Raw genomic sequence first — 23,729 nt, forward strand, 5'->3', positions numbered from 1 at the left:
CCTTACAATCCTTAGATCACCGTAATTAAAAAGAAGTTGATAGAAAACCTGCTATTACACTCTGGACTTGATCCCAGGTATTGGTCCCCGGCACAGAAAGCGCACCGTGGAACGTTCCCGGGAACATGTGCAGGCTCGTAGGAACACCTGCTTCGACAAGCCGAGTCGCGAGGCCAATCCCCTCATCTCGGAGGGGGTCCACAGGATTAACGAAGATAAGTGTGGGAGGAAAGTTCGCTAATTCTTCACGCCCGAGCACAGCCAGTTTGTCGGGCGATTCTCGAAGATAGTGTTTCCAGGCACCCGTCGAAGCCGCTCGCGTCCACACTGGGCCATCGGCAAATAAGTCGAATGAACGGGTAGCCATCTGCGGCTCTAGACACGGCTCTAGGAGGACTAGCCCAGCCAGGCCGTCTGATCCCTCGACTGTCTCAACTGCGAGCCCTGCACCCGCAGAATCTCCATAAAGAAAAACATCATGGCCGGGGAACACTTCCTTCACCCAGCGCACAGTATCCAAGCAATCATCTCGTCCTGAAGGCCACGGGTCCTCTGGAGCCAGATGATATTCAGGGGAAACTACTGCGGTCGCGCCAAACAACTCCATAAGCTCAGAGTTGCGGCAGTCATCGTAAATAGCTTTCCCAGCAACGTAACCTCCACCATGAATGGAGATGACCACCGACTTCTTCGCTGAGCCCTCCCAAGAACATTCACCCCGTTGTGAAGTCTCGCGGCGAATTACCCGCACAACGCATCTCCCCGAAGGCAAAGCGACATTTTCAACATGGCTTCCTCGACCAACATCCTCTCCGCTCAGCAACCGCTCGCCTTCTGCACGCATGGCGAGAACATCCTCTTGTGTTGCAGTTATTTGCGCGGGTGTTCCCTCAAGGACGGGTTTCAGCTCACTCGCTATAAAGGGATGAATAGGATTATTCGCCCTATGATGCTCCTTCAGGAACGCGTCCACGAGCGAATAGAAAGTCTCGGGCTGGTCTCTCCTCACGGTGTGCGTCGCGTTTGAGATAAGTGCGGAGCTCAGATTCCGATTGGCATACTTCGCTATCTCGTCAATCCCGCTCCCACCGAAAAGCACATCGTCCTTATCGCCGGTCAAAAGAAGCGTTGGCATTCTCAAGCGACATAAAACATCGCGTCCCAACGCACCAACTACGCCCGTCGCCACGAAATCGCGATCTACCTGCGTTTTCCCTTGCGCCCAAGGTCCATACTCACTGGGAGGCCAGTTTCTATACACGCGCATAAGCTCAACAATTGCCTCACCCACATGCTCCGTCACGAGCTCTTGCCTAGCGACCAACGCCGCCGCTTCGTTTCGATAAAGGTCTTGCTGCTCCGGGGTCAAAAGCGCTGGATCTTCGAGGACGACACAGCTAACACACTCCGGGTATCGATCGGCAATATGGGCCGCAACCGCACCACCAAGAGAATGCCCCATAAGCACGACCTTGCCTGACAACGAATCTCGCGCGGCCTCTATAACAACCTTGCTCATGGTGCACACGCATGCGGAGAAAGGATCCTCGAGCTCGGCGTGCGTAAATGGCCTAGAGAGGCCGTGGCCAAGCGTGTCAACGAGTAGTACTTTCCATCGATCTTTCCAATGCAATGCGACATCCGATAGCGAAGCGGCGTTGTCAGTTACACCGTGAAACGCGACTAAAGTACCGTCTACGTCCCTCCCGCTGACCGATAGCGAAATTTCATGCTGGTTCATTTTGCACCTTTGCAGTTTCAGCTAAGATAAACACCCTAGGGTGTTTGAACACACACTAGGGTGAACATCTAGAATTGTCAAGAACGCGACCGATAAATTAACGAATACAGAAGATTTGGCGGAGGTCGACATGAAAGCGAAATATGCCGAAGTGTACGAAGCTTTGGTAAGACGCATTTCCGAAATGAATCCTGGCGATAGGCTGGAAAGCGAAGTTGATCTTGCCTCCTCCTTCCAGGTGTCACCAATGACAGTGCGCCGCGCCCTAATGCTTCTTGCCCAAGAGGGGCGCACGGTTGGCAAACCAGGATCAGGTACTTACGTTCTCAATACACATGCCAACACTTCTCCTTCGCGAAAAGAGGGAAGTGCACGGCCGGTGCCAAGCACTCTCCCATGCGCGGCACAGATCCAAACACCAGAAACCCATCCACAATTACTCTCTGCCGAAATCACCACCGCCAGCCCCGAAGAGTGTGAACTCCTTGATATAGCAAACGGGGCATTCGTCATACGGATCAAGCGGATACATCATTACGATTCCTCGCCCAACTCGGCCCCAACACCTATCGGCGTCGAAACTGCCGTCATAGACGCGAAATCCTTTCCAGGTCTGCTAGGGAAAGATCTGTCCGGTAATCTGCTTGAGATCCTCCTAGTTATTCCACAGGATTTGACCAACAATTCCGAGACAGCCACCAATCAGGATGGCGGGCACCGCGGTGAGCCCCTCGTGTGCACAACTAGCATCACCGCAGCCTCCGCAGGGGGGCGAGACGCCCAGATCCTCTCATGCAAAGAATCAGAGGCGTGTCTGGCAGTGGAACAGGTTCTATCAACCAAAAGCACCAATAGAACAGTTGCCGTTATTGAGTCTCTCTTTCTCGGCGCGAATTACTCATTAGAACTGAACACAGAGTCTCGCTAACCGGGAGGCCACCCCATCCAGAACGACAACCGCTGGGCAGATCTTGTAACCTGTTCACCTTCCTCGCCACCACAGCCCGGTATCTTAAAACGAAGCGGGCACCGCACATTACGCGCGCTACCCGCTTCAACTCTTAGCTTCTTTTAGTTCTAGCTTCGCAATCTTGCTTTGGCCTAGAAGACTCGGATAACCGTGGGGGTTCCGATCCAAGAATTGGGGCCAACCGCGGTTCCCATCGAGGGGTTCCAGGCACCCACGTTCTTGGTGCCACCCACCGAGATGGCAACATGGCCCGGCCAGTAGAGGATGTCCCCCGCCTGAACCTGCGAGTAGGGCACCTTGCGCCCAACCGACAGCACCGAAGCCGGGGTGCTACCAATCTTCACACCGTGCTGAGCGTAAACCCAGCGCACAAAGCCAATGCAATCCCAGCCTGCCGGAGTAGTTCCACCCCAGCGGTAACGCGATCCCACATACGAAAGCGCGGTGGCGGCAACGGAAGAGTTGGATCCCTGAACGGCTACGGGCTCTTGAGCCGTAGAGGCCGAGTTTTGCTTTTCAACCGAGAAAGCAGCGCCGATCGAAGCCCTCTCTGTCGAGAAGGTAATCTGCTCGACGTTCCATTCCGCGTCGCTCGGCGCAGTGACGGCAACCGTCGCGCCCGTTTCATCTTCCTGATGCGGGTTGCTTACCGCTTTAAGCTCGTTTTTCGAATCCTCGGCGGAATCAGCGGTCGCGGCAGGGATAACTGCCCCAAAGATAGTTCCAAAAGCGAGCGCTGCAGCTACGCCGCGCCCAGCAGGCGACGTAACAATGCCGGCAAGTGCCTTGCGATCAATCGCGTGGCGTCCCGTCATCGACTTCTCCTCAATTTGTTCTACAACTTTCGCGAAGTCGTCCACTGCACGCCCCGCTTGACTAGCAACAGAATAACAAGTCGATAACGCTTTGTAACGGTTTTATAACGTTGCGCTTGTCATATCTTTCTAAACAAATAGAAAACCGCTCCATAACGCCAAAAAGTCCGCGAGACTCGCCAATGCTTCATGTCACTCACTCGCCAAACCGGCGTTGAGAAAGCACACGGCATCGCGTCGTCGCGGACTTCATGCCCCTTTGGGGAAACTTAGGCGACCCGAATGAACGTCGGATTGCCGTAGTTCGGGCCCACCGCAGTACCGGCCTTCGGGTTACGAGCAGCGATGTGCTGGCCGTTGCCAATGTAAATGCCCACGTGGCCGGGCCACCACATGAGGTCGCCGGGCTGAGCCTGCGAAGCAGGAACCACCGTTCCCGCGCTGCGCTGGGCCGACGAGCTACGGGGCAGAGAAATTCCAGCCTGGCGGTATACGTAGCTCGTGAATCCCGAGCAATCAAAACCGGCAGGGGTGGTTCCACCCGAGCGGTAGGGAGAGCCCGCATATTGCAAAGCAATGGAAACAATAGAGGAGCCAGATCCCGAGGGAGCAACCGAAACAGGGGCCGCTTGCGACGCGACCGCGGCCGTATCCTCAGTGGCCGTAGCGCGCGTACGGGTGGCACCCTGCGCATCGGCGCGAGACTCGGCTGTTTCCTGGTTCGCTACGCGCTCAGGCTGAGTAGCAACCTCAACCCGCGGCGCCTCGACCTTGAAGGCACCAACGAGCGAAGCAGTTTCGTCAAGAGAAATTCGCTCGAGCTTCCATTCCGCATCCGCTGGAGCGGTAACCGGCTTGGTGACCGAGGCGGGAGCAACGGAGTGAGGATTAGAGACGGCCTTCAACGCGTGCGCCTTGGGGGCGCTATCCGCGGAAGCCGCTGGAATGAACGATCCAGCAACCGTGCCAAAAGCAAGAGCCGCTACAACGCCGCGACCTGCGGGAGAAGTGAGGATTCCCGACTTTTCTTCGCGGTAAGCGTGGCTACCTGACATACCTAAGCTCCTCGGTAGGACATTTGGACCTGACCTCATCGCAACGGCATTAACCTCTCGCGATGAATACCTTCTTTAGAGTACTCATCGGTCACGCAAATGTCACGGTTTTGTAACAGCGTAATGGGCCACGTTTTTAATGAACAACGGCGAACCAACTTCAATCCCTTATTTTGCAAGGGTTTTATCGGGCCTCGGTGAGGTAGATAAATAAAATGACCTCGGAAACACCTACGGAAAAGTCACAAAAGTATCTCATTTTTGTGGCTCAACACACAGCGCGCCCTGCGCCGCGCCTAGCGCCTGTGGTCACCGCTTCGCCTGCGATGGCGCCGCGGCCCGCGCCCGCGCTAAACCCTCTGCACCTGCAAATGCTTTTGCACCCACTCGGAAAGTTCCATGCTTCCGGAATCGGACACCGCTTTCACAACGGCGTCGTGCACCTCGAGGCGCGCCCGCGCCCCGGGAAGCAGGCCCGCTTCACGCAAATTGAGCAGAACGTCCGGATCGGTTTGAAGCACTTCGCCAATGCGCGCGACGAGGATTTCGCCTCCGGAATTTCGCGCCACGAACTCCTCCACGGACACCAGACCCGCCACCTCGGCGCAACTGGATCCGGGCCCGGTGGCGCCCTCGGGCGGGATCGGGTTCCCAAATGGATCCTTCACGCCACTGACCATTTTGGAAATGTACTGTTCGAGCTCTTCGCTCATCACGTGTTCCCAGCGGCACGCCTCGATGTGCACGTGCTCCCACGGCATCTGAATTACGTCGAGCAGCAGGCGTTCGGCGAGTCGGTGCTTACGCATCACCGAGGTCGCGAGCGCCCGGCCTTCCGGCGTTAGGCGCAAAACGCGATCGCGGTCGACGACGAGGAACCCGTCTCGCTCCAAGCGGCCGACGGTTTCCGACACGGTAGGCTTGGACTGATCCAGGCGCTCCACGAGCCGGGCGCGCAAAGGAACAATGCCCTCCTCCTCAAGTTCATAAATCGCCTTGAGGTACATTTCCCGAGTATCGACCAAATCATCGCTCACGGCCGGCCTCCCTCGCTTGTCCTGTGCTTCTCATTTCACGTTTTTTCACGACGCCGAAGCGCCGCCGCCCTCTTGCCGGGCATCGCCGCCCTTATTATCCCTGTTTTTTCTTTCGGTTTCTCCAGAACGTTCGGCGCTGGCGGATTCTGAGCTCGCACCGGGCTCGGGCTCCTGGCCATGCTCGAGCGGGCCGAGGATTTCCAAATGCAACGGGTTGCGGATGCGATAGTGCACCTCAACGTCCCATTTCTGGCGGCCCCAAACGTAAGCGCCCAATACGGCGACGAAGCAGCCAATAGCGCCTATCCCCACGCCCCAGCGAGCACCAAGCGCATTCGAGATCCAGCCCACCAGGAGCGCGCCGAGCGGGGTAACGCCCTGGTTCACCGTCTGATACAGGGCCACCACCCTCCCGCGCATTTCCGGCGCGGTGGACATCTGCACGGCGGTATTCGCTCCGGTGAGCATCACCAGCATGAAGTACCCAATGGGGATAAGCGTGATGGTGTAAAGCCAGAAGACGGGCATAAGGGCGTTGACCGTCATGGCCACGCCTAGACCAAATATTGCACCCACCACCGAGCGCACCCGCGGCTGGCGCGTGCGCCGCGCGCCATGGATTGCACCGGAGAGAGAGCCGACGGCGAGGATCGAGCCCACGATTCCGAACTCGCCCGCCCCACGGTCGAAGACGGAGGTGGACATAGCCGCCGTCGTCAACTGGTTATTCAGTGCCAGGCAGGAAGCAATTCCTACCACGCAGAAAATGAGCAAGAGGTCCGACCGCTTGGAAACGTAGGCCATCCCGTGGCGGATTCCCTGCAGGGTGGATTCCTTCTTTTCCGCGACCGGGGCGGGGTGGAACTCGTTGGCCCGCATCACCAGCAGCGCGCTGAGGGTGGCCAGGAACATCGCGCCATTAATAATGAAAACCCAGCCGGTGCCCACCAGGGAGATAAGTCCGCCTGCTACCGCCGGTCCGATGAGGCGCGCGATATTGAAGCACATTGAGTTGAGCCCGACGGCGTTGGGCAGCGAGCGCGGGGGCACGAGCTCGGAGATGAAGGTCAGGCGGGGCGGACCGTCGAAGGCCGCAACGACTCCGAGCAAAAGCGCGAAAATCGAAACGTTGACCACATTGGCCGCGCCGGTGAGAACCAGGGCTCCCAAGCCCAAGGCGAGGACCATCATCCCGAGCTGGGTCAGGAAAACCATTTTGCGCTTGTCAAAGCGATCAGCCAGAGCGCCAGCCACCGGCATGATAAAGAGAACGGGAAGGAACTGAAGGGCGGTGACCACGCCGACAGCGAAGGCATCGTTGTCCGTGAGGTCATGGATTACCAACCAGTCCTGGGCAATGCGTTGCATCCAGGTGCCGGTGTTGGCAATGAGTGCGGCAAAGAACCACACTCGATAGTTATGGTATTTCAGGCTGGCGAATGTGCGCCCCAAAAAGCTCAGCCTCCCGCGCCGCTTAGCATTTGATTTCTTGTTGAACTAGGCATCAACCTTAGCACCGACTTCGGGCCGGTAAGTCCGCCATTCCGCCTGGCGAAATAAGTGTGTCCCACCCCGGGCGGGGTGGGACACACAATTGCGGTTTGCTCGAGCTGAAGAAACGTGCCGGAGGCGGGCGGCGGAAAGCTCAGCCCAGCCCGCCCGGCGCGATTCTTGCTAGAGGCCCAGCAGGTGCTGGATCGGATCCAGCAGGAAGTAGACCACGAAGAGGACCGCGGAGATCCACATCAAGGGCTTGACCTCTCGTGCCTTGCCGGCGAAGGCGGAAATCACAACGTAGAAGATGAAGCCAATGCCGATGCCCACCGTGATCGAGTAGGCGAAGGGCATGAAGACGATGGTCATGAAAGCCGGGATCGTCTGAGTGAAATCAGACCAGTCGATATCCACAACGCCCTCGAGCATCAGCAGGCCAACCGCAACGAGCGCGGGGGCCGCGGCCTCGGACGGAACCAGGGTTACGAGCGGGGCGAAGAAGATCGAGAGCAGGAAGAGAACACCCGTCGTCACCGAGGCCAGGCCGGTACGTGCGCCGTCGGCAACACCGGTGGTGGATTCAACGAAGGAGGTGTTGGACGAGATGCCGCCCATGCCGCCAGCCAACGCGGAAAGCGAGTCGATGAGGAGGATGCGGGAGGTGTGGTAGGGGTTGCCGTTTTCGTCGAGGAGGTTACCTTCGCGACCAACCGCAACCATGGTGCCCATGGTGTCGAAGAAGTCCGCCAGCATCACCGAGAAGGCGAGGACGACGACGGCGATCACGCCGATCTTCTGGAACGGACCCACCACCGAGAACTGGCCAATGGTGGAGAAATCGGGAATGTTGACGGGGCTTCCCTCGAGTGCAGGGGCGCCGCCGGCCCAGCCGGTCGGAACGTCCATGGCCCGCAGACCCGGGTGCGCCACGTTCTCAACGATGATGCCAACGATCGAGGCGGTGACGATGCCGATAAGCAACGCGCCAGAAACCTTGCGAGCCATGCAGATGAAGGTTACGCACAGACCGATAATGAAGACCAGGAGCGGCCAGGAAGCGACCGAGCCCTTAATGCCGAAGTTGAGGATGGTACCGCCACCCACGTTGCCGGTCACCAGGCCGGCGTTGGTCAGGCCAACGAGGGTGATGAACAGGCCCAGGCCAACCGAAATAGCGGTACGCAGGAACTTCGGGACCGCGCGGAAGATAGCCTCGCGCAGGCCGGTGAGTACCAGGAGGGTAATAACGATGCCCTCAATAACGATGATGCCCATGCCGTCCGCCCAGGTCATGCCCGGGATCTGCACGATCACGGCACCCACGAGGGTGTTGAGGCCAAGGCCCGCAGCCATCGCCATCGGGAAGTTTGCAACGCTTCCCATAATGATCGTCATAATGCCCGCAACCAGGGCGGTGCCCGCGGCGATCGCCGGGAGGTTCGGTTCGGTGCCGCCACCGAGGTAGGCGCCGGTTGAATCCGGGCCAGAAAGAATGATCGGGTTGAGGACCAGGATGTAAACCATGGCCACAAAGGTCACCAGACCTCCGCGCAGTTCGCGCGCAACACTGGAGCCGCGCTCCTTAACCTTGAAATAGCCCAAAATGCCCTGGGAATTAGACTCAGCTGTCACGTTTTTCCTGTCAATCTGAGTTGTAGCGGTCAATTTATATCTCCTTTTCGCGTATCTCACGCGTGGCACCGCAATGCCATGGCCCGGCCGCCCGATTCTCAGCGATGCGTGGATTTCCGGGCTCCGCTCGCTGGGGCGCTCAAAAGCGGATCATCCAGCGAACGAGGAATTTTCCTTACCCACACAGTGTGCTCTGCGCGAACGCGAATGCCAAATCAAGTCTCACAAATTGGACGAATTTTTGCCGATTTTATCTCAAATTCTGAGACGTCGTCAAAATATCCCCGAGTTTTCGCGGATTTGGGAGGGGTTGTGACCTTGCTCCCCTCCGCGCTTTCTTCGCCTCGCGCTGGCGGCCGCCGCGCCGGCGCGGCGCCGCATAGCCGCTAGGGCACGCTCGCAACGATGAGTTCGCCAAATCCGCGAATGGCGAGCTGCCCATCGCTATCGGGAACGAACATCGCCTGGCCGGTATTCAGCATCTCGTGGTCGGAGGCGGTGATCAGCTCCGCCGCGCCCTCTAGGCAGACCACCGTGCGCGGGCCGCGAGCGCGCAGAACCTCGATTGCGGTGGCATCGCGCAAATGCAAAGTGGACAGCTCGAAGTCATCCACCGGCGCATAGAACGTGGAGACCGCCTCCGACATCCGCTCCGGGGCAATGCGGATGGGCGGTGCCGCGGAAGTATCCATCACCCGCAAAAGCTCGGGAACATCAACATGCTTGTGCGTCAGGCCGGCCCGCAACACGTTGTCACTGGAGGCCATAATCTCCACCGCCGTCCCTGAAAGATAGGCGTGGACGGTGCCGGCGGGGATAAAGACCGCCTCGCCCGGCCGCAAACTCACCGGATTGAGCAGTAGGGAGGCCACCACGCCCGGATCGTTCGGATATTGCCGCGCCAGAATCGTCACGATTCGATCCGCACGCGGGCTGGGGCTCAAGCCGCGGCTTAGCCGCTCTCCGCACGCCTCCACCACTTCGCTAATCTCCTCGCCGGTGGGGCGAGTTTCGGCTGCCAGCAGCCGCGAGAAAAGCGCGCTAATACCCTGCTCGATATAACTCAGAAGCTCATTGGTGAGCTTGGTGTCCAGCCCGCCGAGCACCCCTTCAATCCGCCGCGTGGTCCGAAAACCGGCGATCGCCTCGAACGGCTCCAGCGCGTAGGCAAGTTCTGGCTTGTGGTTTCGGTCGCGGTAGTTGCGGACCGCACTGTCACGCGCAATCCCCGCCGCATCCTCGCGGGCGAATCCCTCACGCGCCTGCTCGCGGGAAGGATGTACCTGCAGCGAAAGCGGGCATTCGGGGGCAATAACCTTTAGCAGATAGGGCAATTCGCCGTCGTGCTCGGCAATTGAATCTCCCAGCGCCTGGCGCGGTTGGCGAGCAATGTAGGCCCGCAAGTCCTCGGTGGGCGCGGGGAGGTGGGTTGCACGACGCCGCCGCCCGCGCCGCATGGACTTCAGGCGATGGTCTTCGCCCGGAGATCCCGGATAGAACTGCGCGGGATCGAAAAGCGGCGCATCGGCGGTTGCACCCACGATGGCGGGATCGTCCGGATGGGCACCAAACCACAGCTCCGCCACCCGCATCTCCGCTGGCGAATAGCCAAAAAGCGCCGGAATTGTGCCGTTGCCGCCCCACTCATATCCGCGAGCACGGCCCTGTAGCCGCAGCACGCTTTAGTCTCCCGCGATGCGGTGGCGATACAGCCGCCCGTACGATCCGCGCCGGCGCGCATTCGTCCGTGCCAGGCGCGATGCCCGGCTCTGGCGCGACTCGCGCTCCAGGCTCTTTGCCGCCTTCCGCTTGGGGGCTCTGGTTGAGTCTGCGGCGGAGCCGCTGGCGCGCGAGCCGTCCGCACCGCGGTTAGCATTCGCCGCGCCATCGCTAGCATCGTCAGCCGAGGAAATACGTCGGCGGGTGCGCCGCCTACCGCGGCCATCCTCCCCCTCGGCTTCGCGCTTGGCCCGGCGCCTAGCCCGCTCCTCGCGCTCCACCTCTGCCTCTCGGGCCTTGACGATCCGCTTTTCTTTTTCAATCGCTTTCATGCGGTCATCCCAAGGCACCCAGCGCGGAGCAAGCATTGCTTCCTCGCCAGGGAACATATCGACCTCGGAAACCGTCACCTTGCGTGAGCGCGGCATCCGCGCCAGCGTCACGCCCCAGTACCAGCCGTGGTAGCCGGGATGCTCGCACTTAAAGAAATGGGTGAGCACGCGCTCTTCCTCCAGCAGCACGCCCGCGTGTTCGCCCACGTACTTCTCAGGAATTTCGCATAGCAACTCATCGCGCGCCACATCGCGCGCGGAAAGAAGAGTCTTCTCCCCCGCCACATTTGCCTGCGGATAAACCCGTTCAGGCATTTCCGGGGTGATCGCGGCGGCCTGCGCCACCGCTTCCAATTTTTCGTTAGCCATCGAATTCGTCGGCGAGCGTGCGCAAGGCGCGCGCGAGTCGCCTGCCCCCTTCCGGATAGCGGCCGCGGCGAAGCTGATTCGATGCGCGGTCAAGCAACTGAATGAGGTCCTCTACCACCGGCACCATATCTTCCGGCGAGCGTCGATTGATATGCGCGAGGGACTCGACGGGTTCGAGTATCTGCGCGGTGAGCGCCGCGGGCCCACGCCTAGTATCCGCCACCGAATACTCGATCCTGGCCCCACGGCGAAGCTTCTTCACGCCCTCGGGCAAGGCGTCAGCTGGGAGGTACACAGAGACGCCGTCGTCGCCGTCAATGAAACCGAAACCCTTCTTCTCGTCGAAGAACTTGACCTTTCCGACTGGCACTTTCACTCACTTTCTAGGAAAAACCGCCCGGCTCAGGCCGCGCGGACACTGGGGTTGAGTATACAGCGCACCGCCCCAAATTCGCGCTCGCTCGCTGTGAAAAGCGCCCGGCATGGCGTCGGTGCGGCCCCGCCTCTCCCCCAACGCGCGACGCCCGCGCTCCTCAACGCGCGGCGCCGCGTGCTTGCTCAGAGCACAACCGCCCAGATTTTCTACCGCCATCGGGTATTTTTGTGTTAGCTATTTTGCATCGCGAGTTGCGCGGGGCTCGCACCTCCCGCAGCTCATGTTGTGAAATGTCAAGTCAAGATCGGCGAAGCGGGAGGCACCGTGAGGTTTCGAAACGTCGCAGGGAACATTGCGGGAAGCGTTGTAGGGAGCGTCGTGGGCAAAGTCGCCATTGGCGCGGCGGTGGGCGCCACGGCATTAGGCTCCCTTTTCACCGTGAGCGCTTTCGCCGAGGAACCCCTCTCCCAGGTTTCAACCGTCACGGATTCCGCGGACGTCTTGAGCGACGCCGAAGAATCAAGCCTGCGCAATAATCTCAACTCGCTTTCCCAAACCAGCCGGCACACGGTTCGCATCATTTTTGTCGACTCGTTTGAAGACAGAGATTCCGATTCTTGGGCAAAGGTCACCGCCGAGCGCTCCGGCCAGTCCGCGGACGCCTCGATCGTTGCAATCGCTACCCAAACTGGCCAAATTTCTCTGGCCAGCGGCTCGAAGTCCTTTAGCCTCGATGATCTTGAGAATGCGGTGGCGGGCGACGTCGTCGCCGCATTCCAAAGCGGCAACTGGGCCGAAGGAGCGCAGATTCTCACCGAAAAACTCGGTAGCAATTGGGAAAACCAAAACGACTTCAACCCCGCCCCCTGGCTGGTCGCCACGGCGGCTTGCGGCGGCGCGGGCGCCTACTACGTCACGCGCAAGCGGAGCGGGAAGAAGAAGGCGGATGAAGAGCTTGGATCGCTTGCCAAGCGCGCCTCTAGCCAGCTGCTCGCCGCCGACGACGTCGTACGCGATGCCGCCGCGGAGCTCGAGTTCGCTAAGGCGGAGTTCGGGGTGGGGCGCGCCAAGGAATTCGACTCTGCCCTCGCCCAGGCGCGTCAGAAGGTGGGGCAGGCGTTTGAGATTCGCAAGTTGCTGGACGACGAAGTTCCCGAGACTCCCGCTCAGCAACGCGAGATGAATCAGCAAATCCTCTCCCTCACCGAGCAGGCGCACGAGCTGGTGCAGGCGCAGAACACCGAATTCCAAAATATGCGTGATCTGGCTGGCCGGGTGGAATCGCGACTGAGCGAGCTTTCGGATATGGCCGGAGAGATTCGCGGCGGGCTCGGAGCAGCCAAGCAGCAAATTGAGGCGCTTTCCGCCTCGTACGGTGAAGAGGCAACCGTGACTTTGCGCTCCTACCCGGATGAAATCCCGGCGCTTCTCGATGCGGTGGATGGCGCCGTCGAGCAGGGACGCGGCATGGTGGAGCAGGGCGAACGCAACCGCGCGGTACCTTTTGCGCGCATTGCTGAGGAGGCGCTGGCGCAGGCCACCGAAAAATACAACCAGATTTCCAACGCGCAAGATTCCTTCAAGGAAGCGGAAGGAAAGCTGGTTGAGCATTTGAAATCGATTTACTCCGATATTGAGGATGCCGACCGTCTGGCCCGTGACGACGCTGAGATCCAGGCTGAGAAGCAGGCCGCCCAGGGCGTAATCAGTAAGTTCAACCGGCACGGGGCCGATCCCTTTGCGGGAATTTTTGCCCTCATCGATGCCGAGGCGAAGCTCGATGCGGCCCTCGCGCAGGTACGCGATGAAGAGGAAACTCGCCGGCGGAACATTGCATTGCTTACCCGCCAACGCGAGCGCGCTCTGCTTGCCCTGCGGAAGGCCGAGGACTACATCGGCGAGTACCACCGCCTGGTGGACACCGATGCGCGAACCTCCTTGGAGGTGGCTCGCAATAGCTATCAAAACGGCGAGCATGCCCACGAGCGAGAACCCGAGCAGGCAGCGTTCTTCTATGACGAAGCCGCCAATCACGCCCGAGATGCGCTAAGCAAGGCGCGGCGCGACGTCGATTCCGCCAGGCAATCGCAGTCCCCGGGCTCCTCCGGGGTTGACTGGGGGAACTTCCTGGCCGGCCTCATTATCGGCGGGATGTCGAGCGGCGGGAGCTCCGGCAGCTACCGCGGTTGGGGCGGCGGCTTCTCCGGCGGATCGTCCGGAGGCGGATCGTCCTTCAGTGGAAGGGGGCTTTCTTTCTAACGCCAATGCTCATTTCATTGCGCGGCTGGCGCGGCGCGCAGGCCCCGCGGCTGGCGTAGCGCGCAAGCTCCCAACCAAACAAAATCTTTGAAGAAAATTTTCAAACCCCGCTCTTGGGCGCACCGAACCCGCGCTCTGAGTGATTTAGGAAAGGAATAACATGGCTGAAAAGCAGACGATTCTAGGCCGCATTGGCCAGCTCGCGAAGGCGAATATCAACGCGCTCCTCGACCGCGCTGAAGATCCGCAGAAGATGCTGGACCAGATGGTGCGCGATTACACCAACTCGATTGCCGAGGCGGAGGACGCCGTTGCCGTCACCGTGGGTAACCTGCGCCTGGCGGAAGCCGACTACAACGAAGATCTGCGCACCGCGAAGGACTGGGGCCAGAAGGCCGCCGCCTCCGTGGCCAAGGCGAACGAGATGCGTGAGAAGGGCGACGACGACGGCGCCGCTCACTGGGACAACCTCGCCAAGGTCGCCCTCACCAAGCAGATTCAGTTCGAGCAGGAAGCCAAGGACGCCGAGCCGATTATCACCAGCCAGCAGCAGGTTGTTGAGCAGCTGAAGACGGGCCTGACCCAGATGAAGGACAGGCTCAGCGAGCTGAAGAGCAAGCGTGATTCGCTGGTTGCCCGCCAGAAGAGCGCGGCTGCCCAGAACAAGGTACAGGACGCCATCTCCTCCATTAACGTGCTCGATCCGACTTCCGAACTCTCCCGCTTCGAGGATCGCGTGCGCCATCAGGAGGCGGTTGCCGCCGGCAAGGCCGAGGTCGCCAGCCTTTCCCTGCAGGATCAGTTCGCGGAGCTCGAGGATCACTCGAACGACGCCGAAGTTGAGGCCCGCCTCGCTTCGCTGAAGAGCGGCGAAGAGCCCAAGCAGCTGGAGGGCAAGGACTTCACCAGCTACTAAAGCCAGCCGAAACTTCGGGGCCCCGGTTTTCGTTCGCGAAGGCCGGGGCCCCACGGCATTACTACCGGAGGTGTGCGCGCGCCGCTCGCCATCGGCTAACCATCTCCAGGCAACTATTTCGAGGCAACTTCCAGAAAACTTCCAGAATCGGCTATTTGGATAAGCACCATGACTGCACAGGATTACGGAAATCAGAAAGAAGCCGAGGCCACGATCCTCGTCGTCGACGACGAGCCTTCGATTCGCGAGCTTCTTTCCGCTTCGCTCCACTTCGCCGGCTTTGAGGTCCTTACCGCCGCCGACGGCCGGGAGGCTCTCGCGCACCAGCAAACTCAGCCCATCGATTTAGCAATTCTGGACATTATGATGCCCGGGATGGACGGGTTCGAGGTGTTGCGGTTGCTTCGCGAGCGCAATAGCGACCTGCCCGTGCTGTTCCTTACGGCGCGCGACGACGTGAAGGATAAAGTGCAGGGCCTGACGGTAGGCGGCGATGATTACATCACCAAGCCGTTCTCGTTGGAAGAGGTGGTGGCTCGCATCCGCGCGGTGTTGCGCCGGGCAAACCCCGAGGAAGCCGAATCCCCCATCCTGCGCTACATGGATCTGGAGCTAAACGAAGACTCCTACGAAGTGCGCCGGGCAGGCCGCGAAGTGGAGCTTTCGCCCACCGAGTTCAAGCTGTTGCGCTACCTTATGATCAACGCCGAGCGCGTGGTCTCTAAGAACCAGATCCTCGATCACGTCTGGGATTACAACTGGCAAGGCGAAATCTCCATTGTGGAGTCCTATATTTCCTACCTGCGCCGCAAGATTGACTCCCCCGAAAACCTCGGGATCACCGACCCCGACGAGGCGAGCCGGCTGGTGCCGCTCATCCACACGCGGCGCGGTATTGGCTACGTTCTGCGCGGGAACAAGTAGCTTGGATCAACCTTGACGAAATCCGTTCCTTCGACCACCCCCGCCACCTCTACCGCCGCGCCCGGCGCGGCGGGTTCCGCGCCTACCTCAGCGCCAGCTTCCGCGCCATTGGCGATGCAGGCGCCGACGCCTTTCACTCGCCCGCGCCGGCCCCGCCGCCAGCGCACACTCACGGCGCAACTCGTGCTCACCATCGTCATTATTGTGGGCATTGCGATTGTGTTCCTCGGATTCGCCACCACCACCCTCATGCGCCAGTACATGATACAGAGCGTGGACGCCGATTTGCGAAACTCCGGCTACAGCGTAGCGGATCGCCTCCTCAAAGACATCCAGTCCGGCGAGCATATCAACGTCGATAACCGCTACAGCTTCTCCAACTACTGGATCTATCTATCTTTCGAGACCGCCAACCCATCCGCCGAACCGGTTGAGATACGCCCCTACACCACGTCGCGATACAGCGTGCCGGCCGATCCGGAGAAAATCATCGCCGACTCGGTCGCCGGCGGCGACCAAGCCAAAATCAACCGCGAGCCTTTCACCGTTGCAGCGACCAACGCCCGCCAGCACTGGCGCGCGCTCGTCCTCGACGTCACCGATCCCTCAAGCAATGTGCTCGGTTACGCGATTATCGCCCAGCCGCTCGCCCCCATCAGCTTTACGGTAGGGCGCCTCGCCCTCATCTTCGGTTTGCTCAGCATCGCCACCGTTTTGGCCGGCACCCTCGCGGTGGGCGCCACCGTCTCGCGTTCCCTGCGGTCGCTGCGCGATATCGAGCGCTCAACTCAAGCGATCGCGGCGGGCGACCTTTCCAAGCGTGTTCCTCACGACGATCACGCCGATGAAGTCGGTTCGCTTGCTACCTCTATCAATGTGATGCTGGCTCAAATTGAGCACGCCTTCGCCGAAAAGGAACGTAGCGAGGGCCGTATGAGGCAGTTCGCCTCCGACGCCTCCCACGAGCTTCGCACTCCGCTTGCCACCGTAAAGGGCTACACCGAGCTTTATCGGATGGGCGGAGTTCCGGAGGAAAAGATTCCCGACTGCATGGGGCGCATCGAATCCGAGGCTTCCCGCATGAGCGGGCTGGTGGAGGATCTTCTGCAACTGGCCCGCATGGACGAGGGCCGCCCGCTACAGCTCGAAGAGGTTTCCCTCAGCGACGTCGCCGAGGATTCTCTTTATGACCTTTCGGCCCGCGCTCCGGGCCGCTCATCACGGCTGGTTGGACTCAACTCCGAACACGTGCCGAATGTGGTGGTAACCGCCGACCAAGATAAGGTCACCCAGGTCATCGCTAATCTCCTCGGCAATGTACTCAGCCATACCCCGGAGGGAACCCCGGTGGAGCTGGCGGTAGGAACCGACAATGGCTACGGCATTATCGAGGTGCGCGACCACGGGCCGGGAATCACCGCCGCCGAGTCGGAGCGCATTTTCGAGCGTTTCTACCGCACGGACGTTTCCCGCTCACGCGCATCGGGCGGTTCGGGCCTGGGCCTAGCGATCGTCGCCGCGATTATGGCCGCTCACCGCGGTAGCGCCCGAGCCCTGGAGACCCCCGGCGGTGGGCTCACGGTACGGCTATCCTTCCCCGGCGCACGTAGCGATGAAATCGCTCGCCGCGCCGCCGGGCTGGAAGATTAATGCTAGGTGCTAGCGCTCGCCCGGCTCGAAGGCGCTTGCCCCGTTTTCCTCCACCGGGTGAGCAGTCTTTTGCTCGAGCATCAGTTCAATTGCCCGAAAAACGCGGCCCATATATTCGTCCGCGGTCTCTCCTTCAACGCTCATCATGGGTTTCCCAATAAAGAGAAATACTTCGCTCCGCGGCTTAGGGAGGAAGGATCCCACCGGCATGGCTTCGTGCCCGCCGGACATCGCTAGCGGCACGATTGGCACATTGAAGCGTTGCGCGAGCGCCGCCGCACCCGCCTTAGGCGTGCCCAACTGCCCGGTGCGCGAGCGGGTACCCTCCGGGAAAATCAGGATCGGAATACCGGCGCGCAACAAGCGGCCGGTCATGCCTTTGGCGCGCCCCGCGTGAGCATTTTTTCGTTTGTCTCCCGGCGTCGGCTTCTTGCGCTCAATCGGATAGGTGTTGAAGAAGAGCGAGGTGAGCCCCGAAACTCCAGGATTCTTGTAGAAGTAATCGGCAGCGGCGCCCGTTGCTAGGCGCTCGGTCAATTTATCCGGAAGAAGCGAAAACACCATCGGCGCGTCCAGGTGCGAGGAATGGTTAGGCACCAGTACAAAGGCGCCGTCGAGATTCTCGATATTCTCCTCACCCATCACGGTGGTCTTTAGCATCGCGTTGAGGACGGGCTTGGTCAGGAATTTGCGCACGCGATGGCGCCGCTTCGCTTTCGAATCGTCCAGGTACGGATCAATTGGTTCGAGGTCAGTCATTACTTCTCACCCCCGCTCTCTGCCGCCGCCCGGCTTGCCCCCGAAGCCCCTTTGCTTGACCGCAAAGCGCGGGCCACCGCATTGACCGCCGCGCGCGGGCCCTTTTCAGCGAGGAAGCCAATCACCTTGTAGCGAGCGGTGGGGATGCATCGCGTCTTCCCCCGCTCAGCCGCTCGTAGCGCCGCTTTGGCCACCTGCTCCGGATCGAGCCACAGAAAATCGGGCACACCCGACCGCCGGCCACCCGAGTTCGCGTGGAAACCAGAGCGCACCCAACCGGGTAATACGGCCGTCACGCTGACGCCGGTTCCGTGCAGTTCCTGCGCCAGCGACTCGGACCATAGGCGAATAAAGGCTTTGATCGCCGCATACATTCCCATCGGAACAAATCCCTGCACCGACGAAATATTAATAATGCGACCGTGGCTCGCCTCACGCATGACCTGCGCGGCCACGCCGCCAAGTTTCACCGGCGCTCTGCCCATCAGGCTGAGCGCGTTCTCAATCTCCTCAAAATCGTCAGTGACGATCGGGTGGTAAAGGCCGGAGCCCGCATTATTGACGAAGACCTCGATCGGGGGTTGCTGGGATGCCATCCAGTCACAGAGTCGCGCGACGTCGTCGTCGACCCCCAAATCCGCACGAATAACCTCGCACGGCACTCCGTTCGCCAAGAACTGCGCGCGCACCGCCTCCAACCGCTCCTGGCCGCGCGCCACCAGCACCAGCGGGTAGCCGGCGGCTCCCAGCTGGCGCGCGAAAGCGAGCCCGATGCCGGACGTGCCTCCGGTCACCAGCGCGGGTCCCCGCTTGGTCGAACGCGAGGCTAACGGATGGAATGATGTCACGGCGTCTAGGGTAGTGGATTTTGGGGACCGCGCGCGAACAGGCACGCTCGACGCTGAAGCGGGCGGCTCCCGGCAGGCGCCGCTCGGCTCGCGCCCGCCGCCAGGCGCGTCCGGATCCCGCAAGCGCTTCTAGCGGCTACATCACACCCATTGTTTCGCGCCGGTAGATTTCGGGGACTAGACTGCCTCTTGCTTAACGGGCACAGGGAACTCCGACCCGGCGGGCAACCATTGTTCATTTAGGGCACGTAGACTGCCAGAACTGTACACGGACACGAGTCGAGCGCTGAGGGACACCGTCCCGCGGAAGGAGGGCACAATGGTAGAGATCCCCGCGTGGCTCCCCTCTAGCTTCTCCCGGGCTATCAAGGATTTGGGTTGCACAGCCTCGCGTGAAGAGATCGACGAAACCTGTCAGAGGGTTATCGATCGCTGGAATGAGCCCGAGCGCACCTTCCATGGCCTTAGCCACCTCGTGGCGATCCTGAAAAACCTCGAGGCGCTGATTTCCGAGGCGCGTTCGCCCAGCGCAGTTCGCCTCGCGGCCTGGTACCACGGCATTTCGTTCACCCGGCCCGAGGATGCCGGCACCGTCCGCGAACCCGGCGAGAATGAGTACGCGTCAGCCCGGCGCGCCCACGAAGAGTTGTTGAAGCTCGGGGTCGACGACGCCGCGGCTACCCGGGTTGCAACTTTGATTGCCGGTATGGCCAGCGAGCAGCCCAAAAACTGGGCCGTTATTGGCGCCTCACCGGGCGACAACGAAGATACGCGCGATATCGATCTCATGATCTTGCGCGATGCGCATCTTTCGGTACTTGCCGATCCGCCGCAGCGCTACCGGTCCTATCTAGATAACCTCCGCCGTGAATTCGCTTTCTTCGGAAACGATGTTTACTACCGAGTCCGCAGGAACGTTATCCGGCGACTTCTTTCACGCAAGCATTTGTTCTTCACTCCCACCGCCCGCCAGTGGGAGCGCTCCGCGCGCCAAAACCTCACCGCCGAGCTGGACCGCATTGAAGGCGCCTTCCCCACCGAGCCCAAAGCTCAGGTTCAAGCGCCGGCTCAGCGGCCGGCTCAGGCGACTACCCCACAGCCATCCACATCCCAGACCGGCGAAATCCCCAAATCTTTGGTCCACGAGGAAACACCCGGAGCTCTCGCAAGCCTGCACGATCGAACAGATCGCCAGCGCCGAGTCGAAGTCGCCGAGGAAACGCTCCGGAAGATCGCCGAATCCTCGCGCGCCGCAGCGAATGAGCGCGAGGTCCGCGAGGTCCTGCAAACCTCCATCGACTCGCCATTACGGGACAAGACGCTTGCCGAAGAGACCGGCAGGATCCCTCGAATCCAAGTACCTCCCACGGACATAGCGAATGACCCACCGGCTGGAACTAGCAGTGCAGCATCCGTACCCGAGGCAACCGAGCATATCGATGCGCGATCCGCGCAACCCGAATCCCCGCGTAGCGATCTCGAAACGGCTCCGGAATTCAGCGAGCCTGCAGTGGTGACCACACTTACCATGCAGCCGATTAACCCCACCGAGCCGCCAGCTAAAAGTGCCGAGATCGTCCCAGCCGGCAATCCCGCGAGTATCCAGACCGACGATACCGAGATCGCCCCAGCCAGCGATACCACAGGCACCGCCAAACCGAGTGCCAACAGCTTGGAACCAGAGCGGTCCCGCGCCGATAATCTTAGCGGTGAGCGGGCTCCGCTTCCCAAGGCCCCCGAGCACGGGATGGAACGGGAACCAGACGAATAAGACCCAAGGTCTAACTCGCTCGTGTCCAACTCGAAGTTCATAGAACCGCTAACCGGGAGCCGCCTGGCCCGGAACCATCTGCCGGAGGTCATTCGGTCCAGCGGTGTGTACCGATCAGACCATCGGCGTCGTTCTCGAAGATTAGTCCGAGGTCATGGACGTGGATCCGAACGTGCTCGGTATGGACGTAACGATGGTGGCGCCAGTAAAGGCACACCGCGTTGGTGATGTCTGAGCCGCCGTCTCCATCTCGCCACCGTTGCGCGTGGTGAATTTCGCAAGTCTGATAAGCATCGAGGCATCTAGGGAACACGCACCCCTTATCCCTGGCGATCGCCGCATTTTTTCGTCTGCGAGTACAGCCGAGTCTCCTGACCCGCGTCAAGAACAGTGCTCGGCCCAGCAAACACCGTGCGAATAATCAAGGAGTCGCACAGAAGATGCCCGAGCTGCGAGGGAACGAGCGGCGTCCCGTCCCCCAGAAGGGCCGGCTCAAAGCCGGTGAACGCCCGAGCGGGGTCATCGGGAATCATTCCGCGTTCCTTCCCTAAGGCGTCTTGCCCTGCGAGGCTGGTGTGCTCAGTACTCGGTAACTCTCCCGCTCGATCGGACCAAAGGGTTCCCTGCTCAGCATTGGTGCCCGGGGACGCCGTGCCCCGGGAAGACACTCCGCGACTAGCCGTGCCCCCGGAAGATGCGTCAAGATAAGACGCGCCGCCGCAAGAAGATGTGCCACACTGCTTTTCCGACGCGAGATCCGCGTGGTGCGACTGGGTTTGGTATTCATGAATTGTCGCCACGAGGGTTGCCGACTGGCGACGCTCAGGCGTGAATCCAGTACGCGTGCACTCTCCGTGCCACCCCTGGCTTTACCTGGTCACAGGACATACTTCAACAGGTGGCGCCCGAGCTTCAACAGATGGTTCCCTGCGGGAGATGCCGTCAGGGGATTCGTCAGCAGGAGAATCGCAACCTACCCGAGTGCCGGCCGTTGGTTGAGCACCCGGGCTATCGCTCGCCCGCGGAACAATGCCCGCGCTGTGGCTGCAGATTCCAGGTTACATATAGCGGGTGTCAAGTTCTTGAACCCGCGAGCTTCTTCTTTATGTTCCCTCTCCGCCGCAGACCGAACGTCTTCGCAATACGGGCACTGTGGCGTTGCGACCAGAGGATGAGAATGGCCGCAGGGTTGATCGAAGAGTTCGGCCGGAGGGTGCGCGGCGCGAGAGTAGCCGCGATCGAGCCGGTCAAGAGTTTTTCTTACGTATCGGCGGGATTCCACGCCAGGCGGGCAGGCCCTCCAAGCTGGACTAGGTGTACCCAACTCGCTAGCATCTCCCGCCAGGCGAGCATCTCCCGCCAGGCGAGCATCTCCCGCCAGGCGAGCATCTCCCGCCAGGCGAGCATCTCCCGCCAGGCGAGCATCTCCCGCCAGGCCTACGCCAGCCACGCCCGCCGCGGGATTGGCCGACTCAAGAAGCCCTCGAACCGTTGGACGAGAGCCAATTAGCGGGTAGTCGTGACGGCCGTCAACCGAGGTGACATAGGCGTATTGCTCTAGAGTCGCGTAAGGGACTTGAACAAGGATGCGAGAGGCAAGATTGTTGTTGGGCTGACCGGAATCAGAAGACGGCGTGGATGCCTGGTTAAGAATCGCCGCAATGAAAGCGGCTCCCCGCCTCTCGGCGACGGTGCGATCATCATCCGCGGCCTTGCTAGCCCATAATGCTAGTGAACCACGCGTTGACGTGATGGGCGTCGACGTCGTCAAAATCTCCCGAAAGCTTCCAGCCGCCATCATCATACTTTGGGAAAAGCGCAAGCTTAGAGACGCGGGCAGGGTCACGCGCCGCTCGCTCCATTGTTTCGGGCATGATCTGAAGGGCCCACGCGGCAAGTTTCTTCCTGAAAACGCTTGGGCTAGAAGAGTTGCACGCTAGATCGAGCACAGTTTCTTCGGATTCGGGATGGCTGGTGAGGTAGTCCTGAATACGTCGGTTCGTTGCATCACAACGCGCCAGAACATCGAGGTAACCTGGCGTAATTTCACCGTCTGCGACGGAGCGGCCCACAAGCGGGAAACGCCGCGTCAACCGCGCCCGGATCATGCGCGCGCAGTGGAAGCCGATTGCCCCGCATTTTCGAGCAAATCATGCGGATTCGCGGAAATCACCGGATACGCAAACAGTGTCCCCCCCCGCCGCCGTCTGGCCCATCGTCACCCGGTTTACCGCCGGAGTCCCCGCCATCATCGCCCGTAGGCGGCTCAGCCCCTCGAGATTTTTTTGGCCGAACGATCCGCGCGGCGATCCACTTCGGCTAACCACGAGGTTTCGACACCTTGCAATGCCGTGGCATGAGCGACGAGAAAGCCGACGAGTTTCTCGAGGTTGCGATTGCTTATTGAGGTGATGGGCACATTACGTAGCGCCGACGTAATGTGCCTCAGGCTAGTAAAGATCTCAGCAACTCCCGGAAGCGCCGCCTCCAACGCGGCAAGTGCTTCGCTTGGAAGCTCGGATTCCAGCGACCCCCCAATCGGCAGGTGGAAGGAAGCTCATTGCGGTATGACGCGGCGACATGGCAACCCTCCTCTGCTAGACCTCAAAGCTTTACTTTAGCGCCATTATGCTACTTTTCGATAATTAGAGCTAGCGTTTAATTATTTTGTAATTTTGTGATTCTCTCTAATACTATTTGGTGCTTTTGAACGCTTTCCTCCGACTTTATTTTGGCACGAGGGTCCGACACCACTTCCGATCCACAGGCGCAAAAATCGACGACGACGAGGAAGCCTGAAACTAATGGGCGCGTTGACGAGCTAACTCCTGCCTCGAGCCGATCCGCGCGACAGGCTGATAAACAATGCGCAGCCACCCCTACACCCCGCGGAAATAGGCACAAAAAACCGGGAGACCGCGACAATTCGCGACCTCCCGGTCTTTTTGCTTTTATCTAAGCCTCGCCGCTACGGCACGGACAGAGCCCCTCCGACCCGCTGAGGCGAGCCCAAGCCCAAGCCTCACAAACCTTCCCGGAGCTCTGCCGCTCACAAGGCTTGG

The 23,729-nt window shown here is 60.4% G+C and carries 21 protein-coding genes; 7 read left to right on the forward strand and 14 right to left on the reverse strand.

Annotated elements, in window-relative coordinates:
- Positions 1–25 precede the first annotated feature (25 nt).
- Positions 26–1,741 carry an alpha/beta hydrolase gene (locus BN2664_RS05095; RefSeq protein WP_007001282.1) on the reverse strand — a complete coding sequence of 572 codons (1,716 nt, stop codon included), beginning with the start codon at positions 1,739–1,741 and terminating at the stop codon, positions 26–28.
- 130 nt (positions 1,742–1,871) lie between these two features.
- Between BN2664_RS05095 and BN2664_RS09000 the strand changes: the two genes are divergently transcribed.
- A complete protein-coding gene (locus BN2664_RS09000; RefSeq protein ID WP_007001281.1) occupies positions 1,872–2,669 on the forward strand; it encodes a GntR family transcriptional regulator in 798 nt (265 codons plus the stop codon).
- Positions 2,670–2,842: 173 nt separating this feature from the next.
- Here the strand turns inward: BN2664_RS09000 and BN2664_RS05100 are convergent, their stop codons facing one another.
- From BN2664_RS05100 to BN2664_RS05135, 8 genes are all read right to left on the reverse strand, one after another.
- Positions 2,843–3,571, reverse strand: coding sequence for a C40 family peptidase (locus BN2664_RS05100; RefSeq protein WP_155856493.1), 729 nt, complete (start codon positions 3,569–3,571; stop codon positions 2,843–2,845).
- A 224-nt stretch (positions 3,572–3,795) separates the two neighbouring features.
- Positions 3,796–4,581 carry a C40 family peptidase gene (locus tag BN2664_RS09435; RefSeq protein WP_007001279.1) on the reverse strand — a complete coding sequence of 262 codons (786 nt, stop codon included), beginning with the start codon at positions 4,579–4,581 and terminating at the stop codon, positions 3,796–3,798.
- 350 nt (positions 4,582–4,931) lie between these two features.
- Positions 4,932–5,618 carry a metal-dependent transcriptional regulator gene (locus BN2664_RS05110; RefSeq protein ID WP_007001278.1) on the reverse strand — a complete coding sequence of 229 codons (687 nt, stop codon included), beginning with the start codon at positions 5,616–5,618 and terminating at the stop codon, positions 4,932–4,934.
- Positions 5,619–5,663: 45 nt separating this feature from the next.
- Positions 5,664–7,070, reverse strand: a complete 1,407-nt coding sequence (locus BN2664_RS05115; protein WP_007001277.1) for an MFS transporter — start codon at positions 7,068–7,070, stop codon at positions 5,664–5,666.
- Between the two features lie 222 nt (positions 7,071–7,292).
- Positions 7,293–8,777: an NCS2 family permease gene (locus BN2664_RS05120; RefSeq protein ID WP_007001276.1), complete on the reverse strand. Its 1,485-nt coding sequence runs from the start codon at positions 8,775–8,777 to the stop codon at positions 7,293–7,295.
- 353 nt (positions 8,778–9,130) lie between these two features.
- The gene (manA, locus tag BN2664_RS05125) at positions 9,131–10,423 is read right to left on the reverse strand and encodes a mannose-6-phosphate isomerase, class I (protein ID WP_007001275.1); all 1,293 of its coding nucleotides are present in this window, start codon (positions 10,421–10,423) and stop codon (positions 9,131–9,133) included.
- Between the two features lie 3 nt (positions 10,424–10,426).
- Complete coding sequence (locus BN2664_RS05130; RefSeq protein WP_007001274.1) at positions 10,427–11,164, reverse strand: DUF3027 domain-containing protein; 738 nt, start codon at positions 11,162–11,164, stop codon at positions 10,427–10,429.
- Positions 11,157–11,534 carry a cold-shock protein gene (locus BN2664_RS05135; protein ID WP_007001273.1) on the reverse strand — a complete coding sequence of 126 codons (378 nt, stop codon included), beginning with the start codon at positions 11,532–11,534 and terminating at the stop codon, positions 11,157–11,159. Before BN2664_RS05135 ends, BN2664_RS05130 begins: the two co-directional genes overlap by 8 nt.
- 330 nt (positions 11,535–11,864) lie before the next feature.
- Between BN2664_RS05135 and BN2664_RS05140 the strand changes: the two genes are divergently transcribed.
- The 4 genes from BN2664_RS05140 (at position 11,865) to BN2664_RS05155 (ending at position 17,289) form a co-directional block, all read left to right on the forward strand.
- Complete coding sequence (locus tag BN2664_RS05140; RefSeq protein ID WP_007001272.1) at positions 11,865–13,799, forward strand: TPM domain-containing protein; 1,935 nt, start codon at positions 11,865–11,867, stop codon at positions 13,797–13,799.
- A 160-nt stretch (positions 13,800–13,959) separates the two neighbouring features.
- The gene (locus BN2664_RS05145; protein WP_007001271.1) at positions 13,960–14,715 is read left to right on the forward strand and encodes a PspA/IM30 family protein; all 756 of its coding nucleotides are present in this window, start codon (positions 13,960–13,962) and stop codon (positions 14,713–14,715) included.
- A 168-nt stretch (positions 14,716–14,883) separates the two neighbouring features.
- Positions 14,884–15,639 carry a response regulator transcription factor gene (locus tag BN2664_RS05150; protein ID WP_007001270.1) on the forward strand — a complete coding sequence of 252 codons (756 nt, stop codon included), beginning with the start codon at positions 14,884–14,886 and terminating at the stop codon, positions 15,637–15,639.
- Positions 15,640–15,651: 12 nt separating this feature from the next.
- Positions 15,652–17,289: a sensor histidine kinase gene (locus BN2664_RS05155; protein ID WP_051014122.1), complete on the forward strand. Its 1,638-nt coding sequence runs from the start codon at positions 15,652–15,654 to the stop codon at positions 17,287–17,289.
- Between the two features lie 9 nt (positions 17,290–17,298).
- Here BN2664_RS05155 and BN2664_RS05160 read toward each other — a convergent pair whose 3' ends face one another.
- Both BN2664_RS05160 and BN2664_RS05165 read right to left on the reverse strand, forming a co-directional pair.
- Positions 17,299–18,048 carry a lysophospholipid acyltransferase family protein gene (locus tag BN2664_RS05160; RefSeq protein ID WP_007001268.1) on the reverse strand — a complete coding sequence of 250 codons (750 nt, stop codon included), beginning with the start codon at positions 18,046–18,048 and terminating at the stop codon, positions 17,299–17,301.
- Entirely contained in the window at positions 18,048–18,896 is an 849-nt protein-coding gene (locus BN2664_RS05165) for an SDR family NAD(P)-dependent oxidoreductase (RefSeq protein ID WP_231723448.1), read from the reverse strand. The genes BN2664_RS05160 and BN2664_RS05165 overlap by 1 nt, the downstream gene beginning before the upstream one ends.
- 319 nt (positions 18,897–19,215) lie before the next feature.
- On the opposite strand from BN2664_RS05165, the gene BN2664_RS05170 reads away from it, so the two are divergent.
- Positions 19,216–20,667: a hypothetical protein gene (locus BN2664_RS05170; protein WP_007001266.1), complete on the forward strand. Its 1,452-nt coding sequence runs from the start codon at positions 19,216–19,218 to the stop codon at positions 20,665–20,667.
- A gap of 88 nt (positions 20,668–20,755) precedes the next feature.
- Here BN2664_RS05170 and BN2664_RS09355 read toward each other — a convergent pair whose 3' ends face one another.
- Together BN2664_RS09355 and BN2664_RS09360 are read right to left on the reverse strand one after the other, a co-directional pair.
- On the reverse strand, positions 20,756–20,980 hold the full coding sequence (locus BN2664_RS09355) for a hypothetical protein (RefSeq protein ID WP_007001265.1): 225 nt from the start codon (positions 20,978–20,980) through the stop codon (positions 20,756–20,758).
- 7 nt (positions 20,981–20,987) lie between these two features.
- On the reverse strand, positions 20,988–21,200 hold the full coding sequence (locus BN2664_RS09360) for a hypothetical protein (RefSeq protein WP_007001264.1): 213 nt from the start codon (positions 21,198–21,200) through the stop codon (positions 20,988–20,990).
- Between the two features lie 644 nt (positions 21,201–21,844).
- Between BN2664_RS09360 and BN2664_RS05180 the strand changes: the two genes are divergently transcribed.
- A complete protein-coding gene (locus BN2664_RS05180; protein ID WP_058120633.1) occupies positions 21,845–22,177 on the forward strand; it encodes a hypothetical protein in 333 nt (110 codons plus the stop codon).
- 205 nt (positions 22,178–22,382) lie between these two features.
- Here the strand turns inward: BN2664_RS05180 and BN2664_RS05185 are convergent, their stop codons facing one another.
- On the reverse strand, positions 22,383–22,775 hold the full coding sequence (locus BN2664_RS05185) for a hypothetical protein (protein ID WP_007001262.1): 393 nt from the start codon (positions 22,773–22,775) through the stop codon (positions 22,383–22,385).
- Positions 22,776–23,729 lie beyond the last annotated feature (954 nt).

The sequence above is a fragment of the Actinobaculum massiliense genome, assembly GCF_001457435.1.
Lineage (GTDB): Bacteria > Actinomycetota > Actinomycetes > Actinomycetales > Actinomycetaceae > Actinobaculum > Actinobaculum massiliense.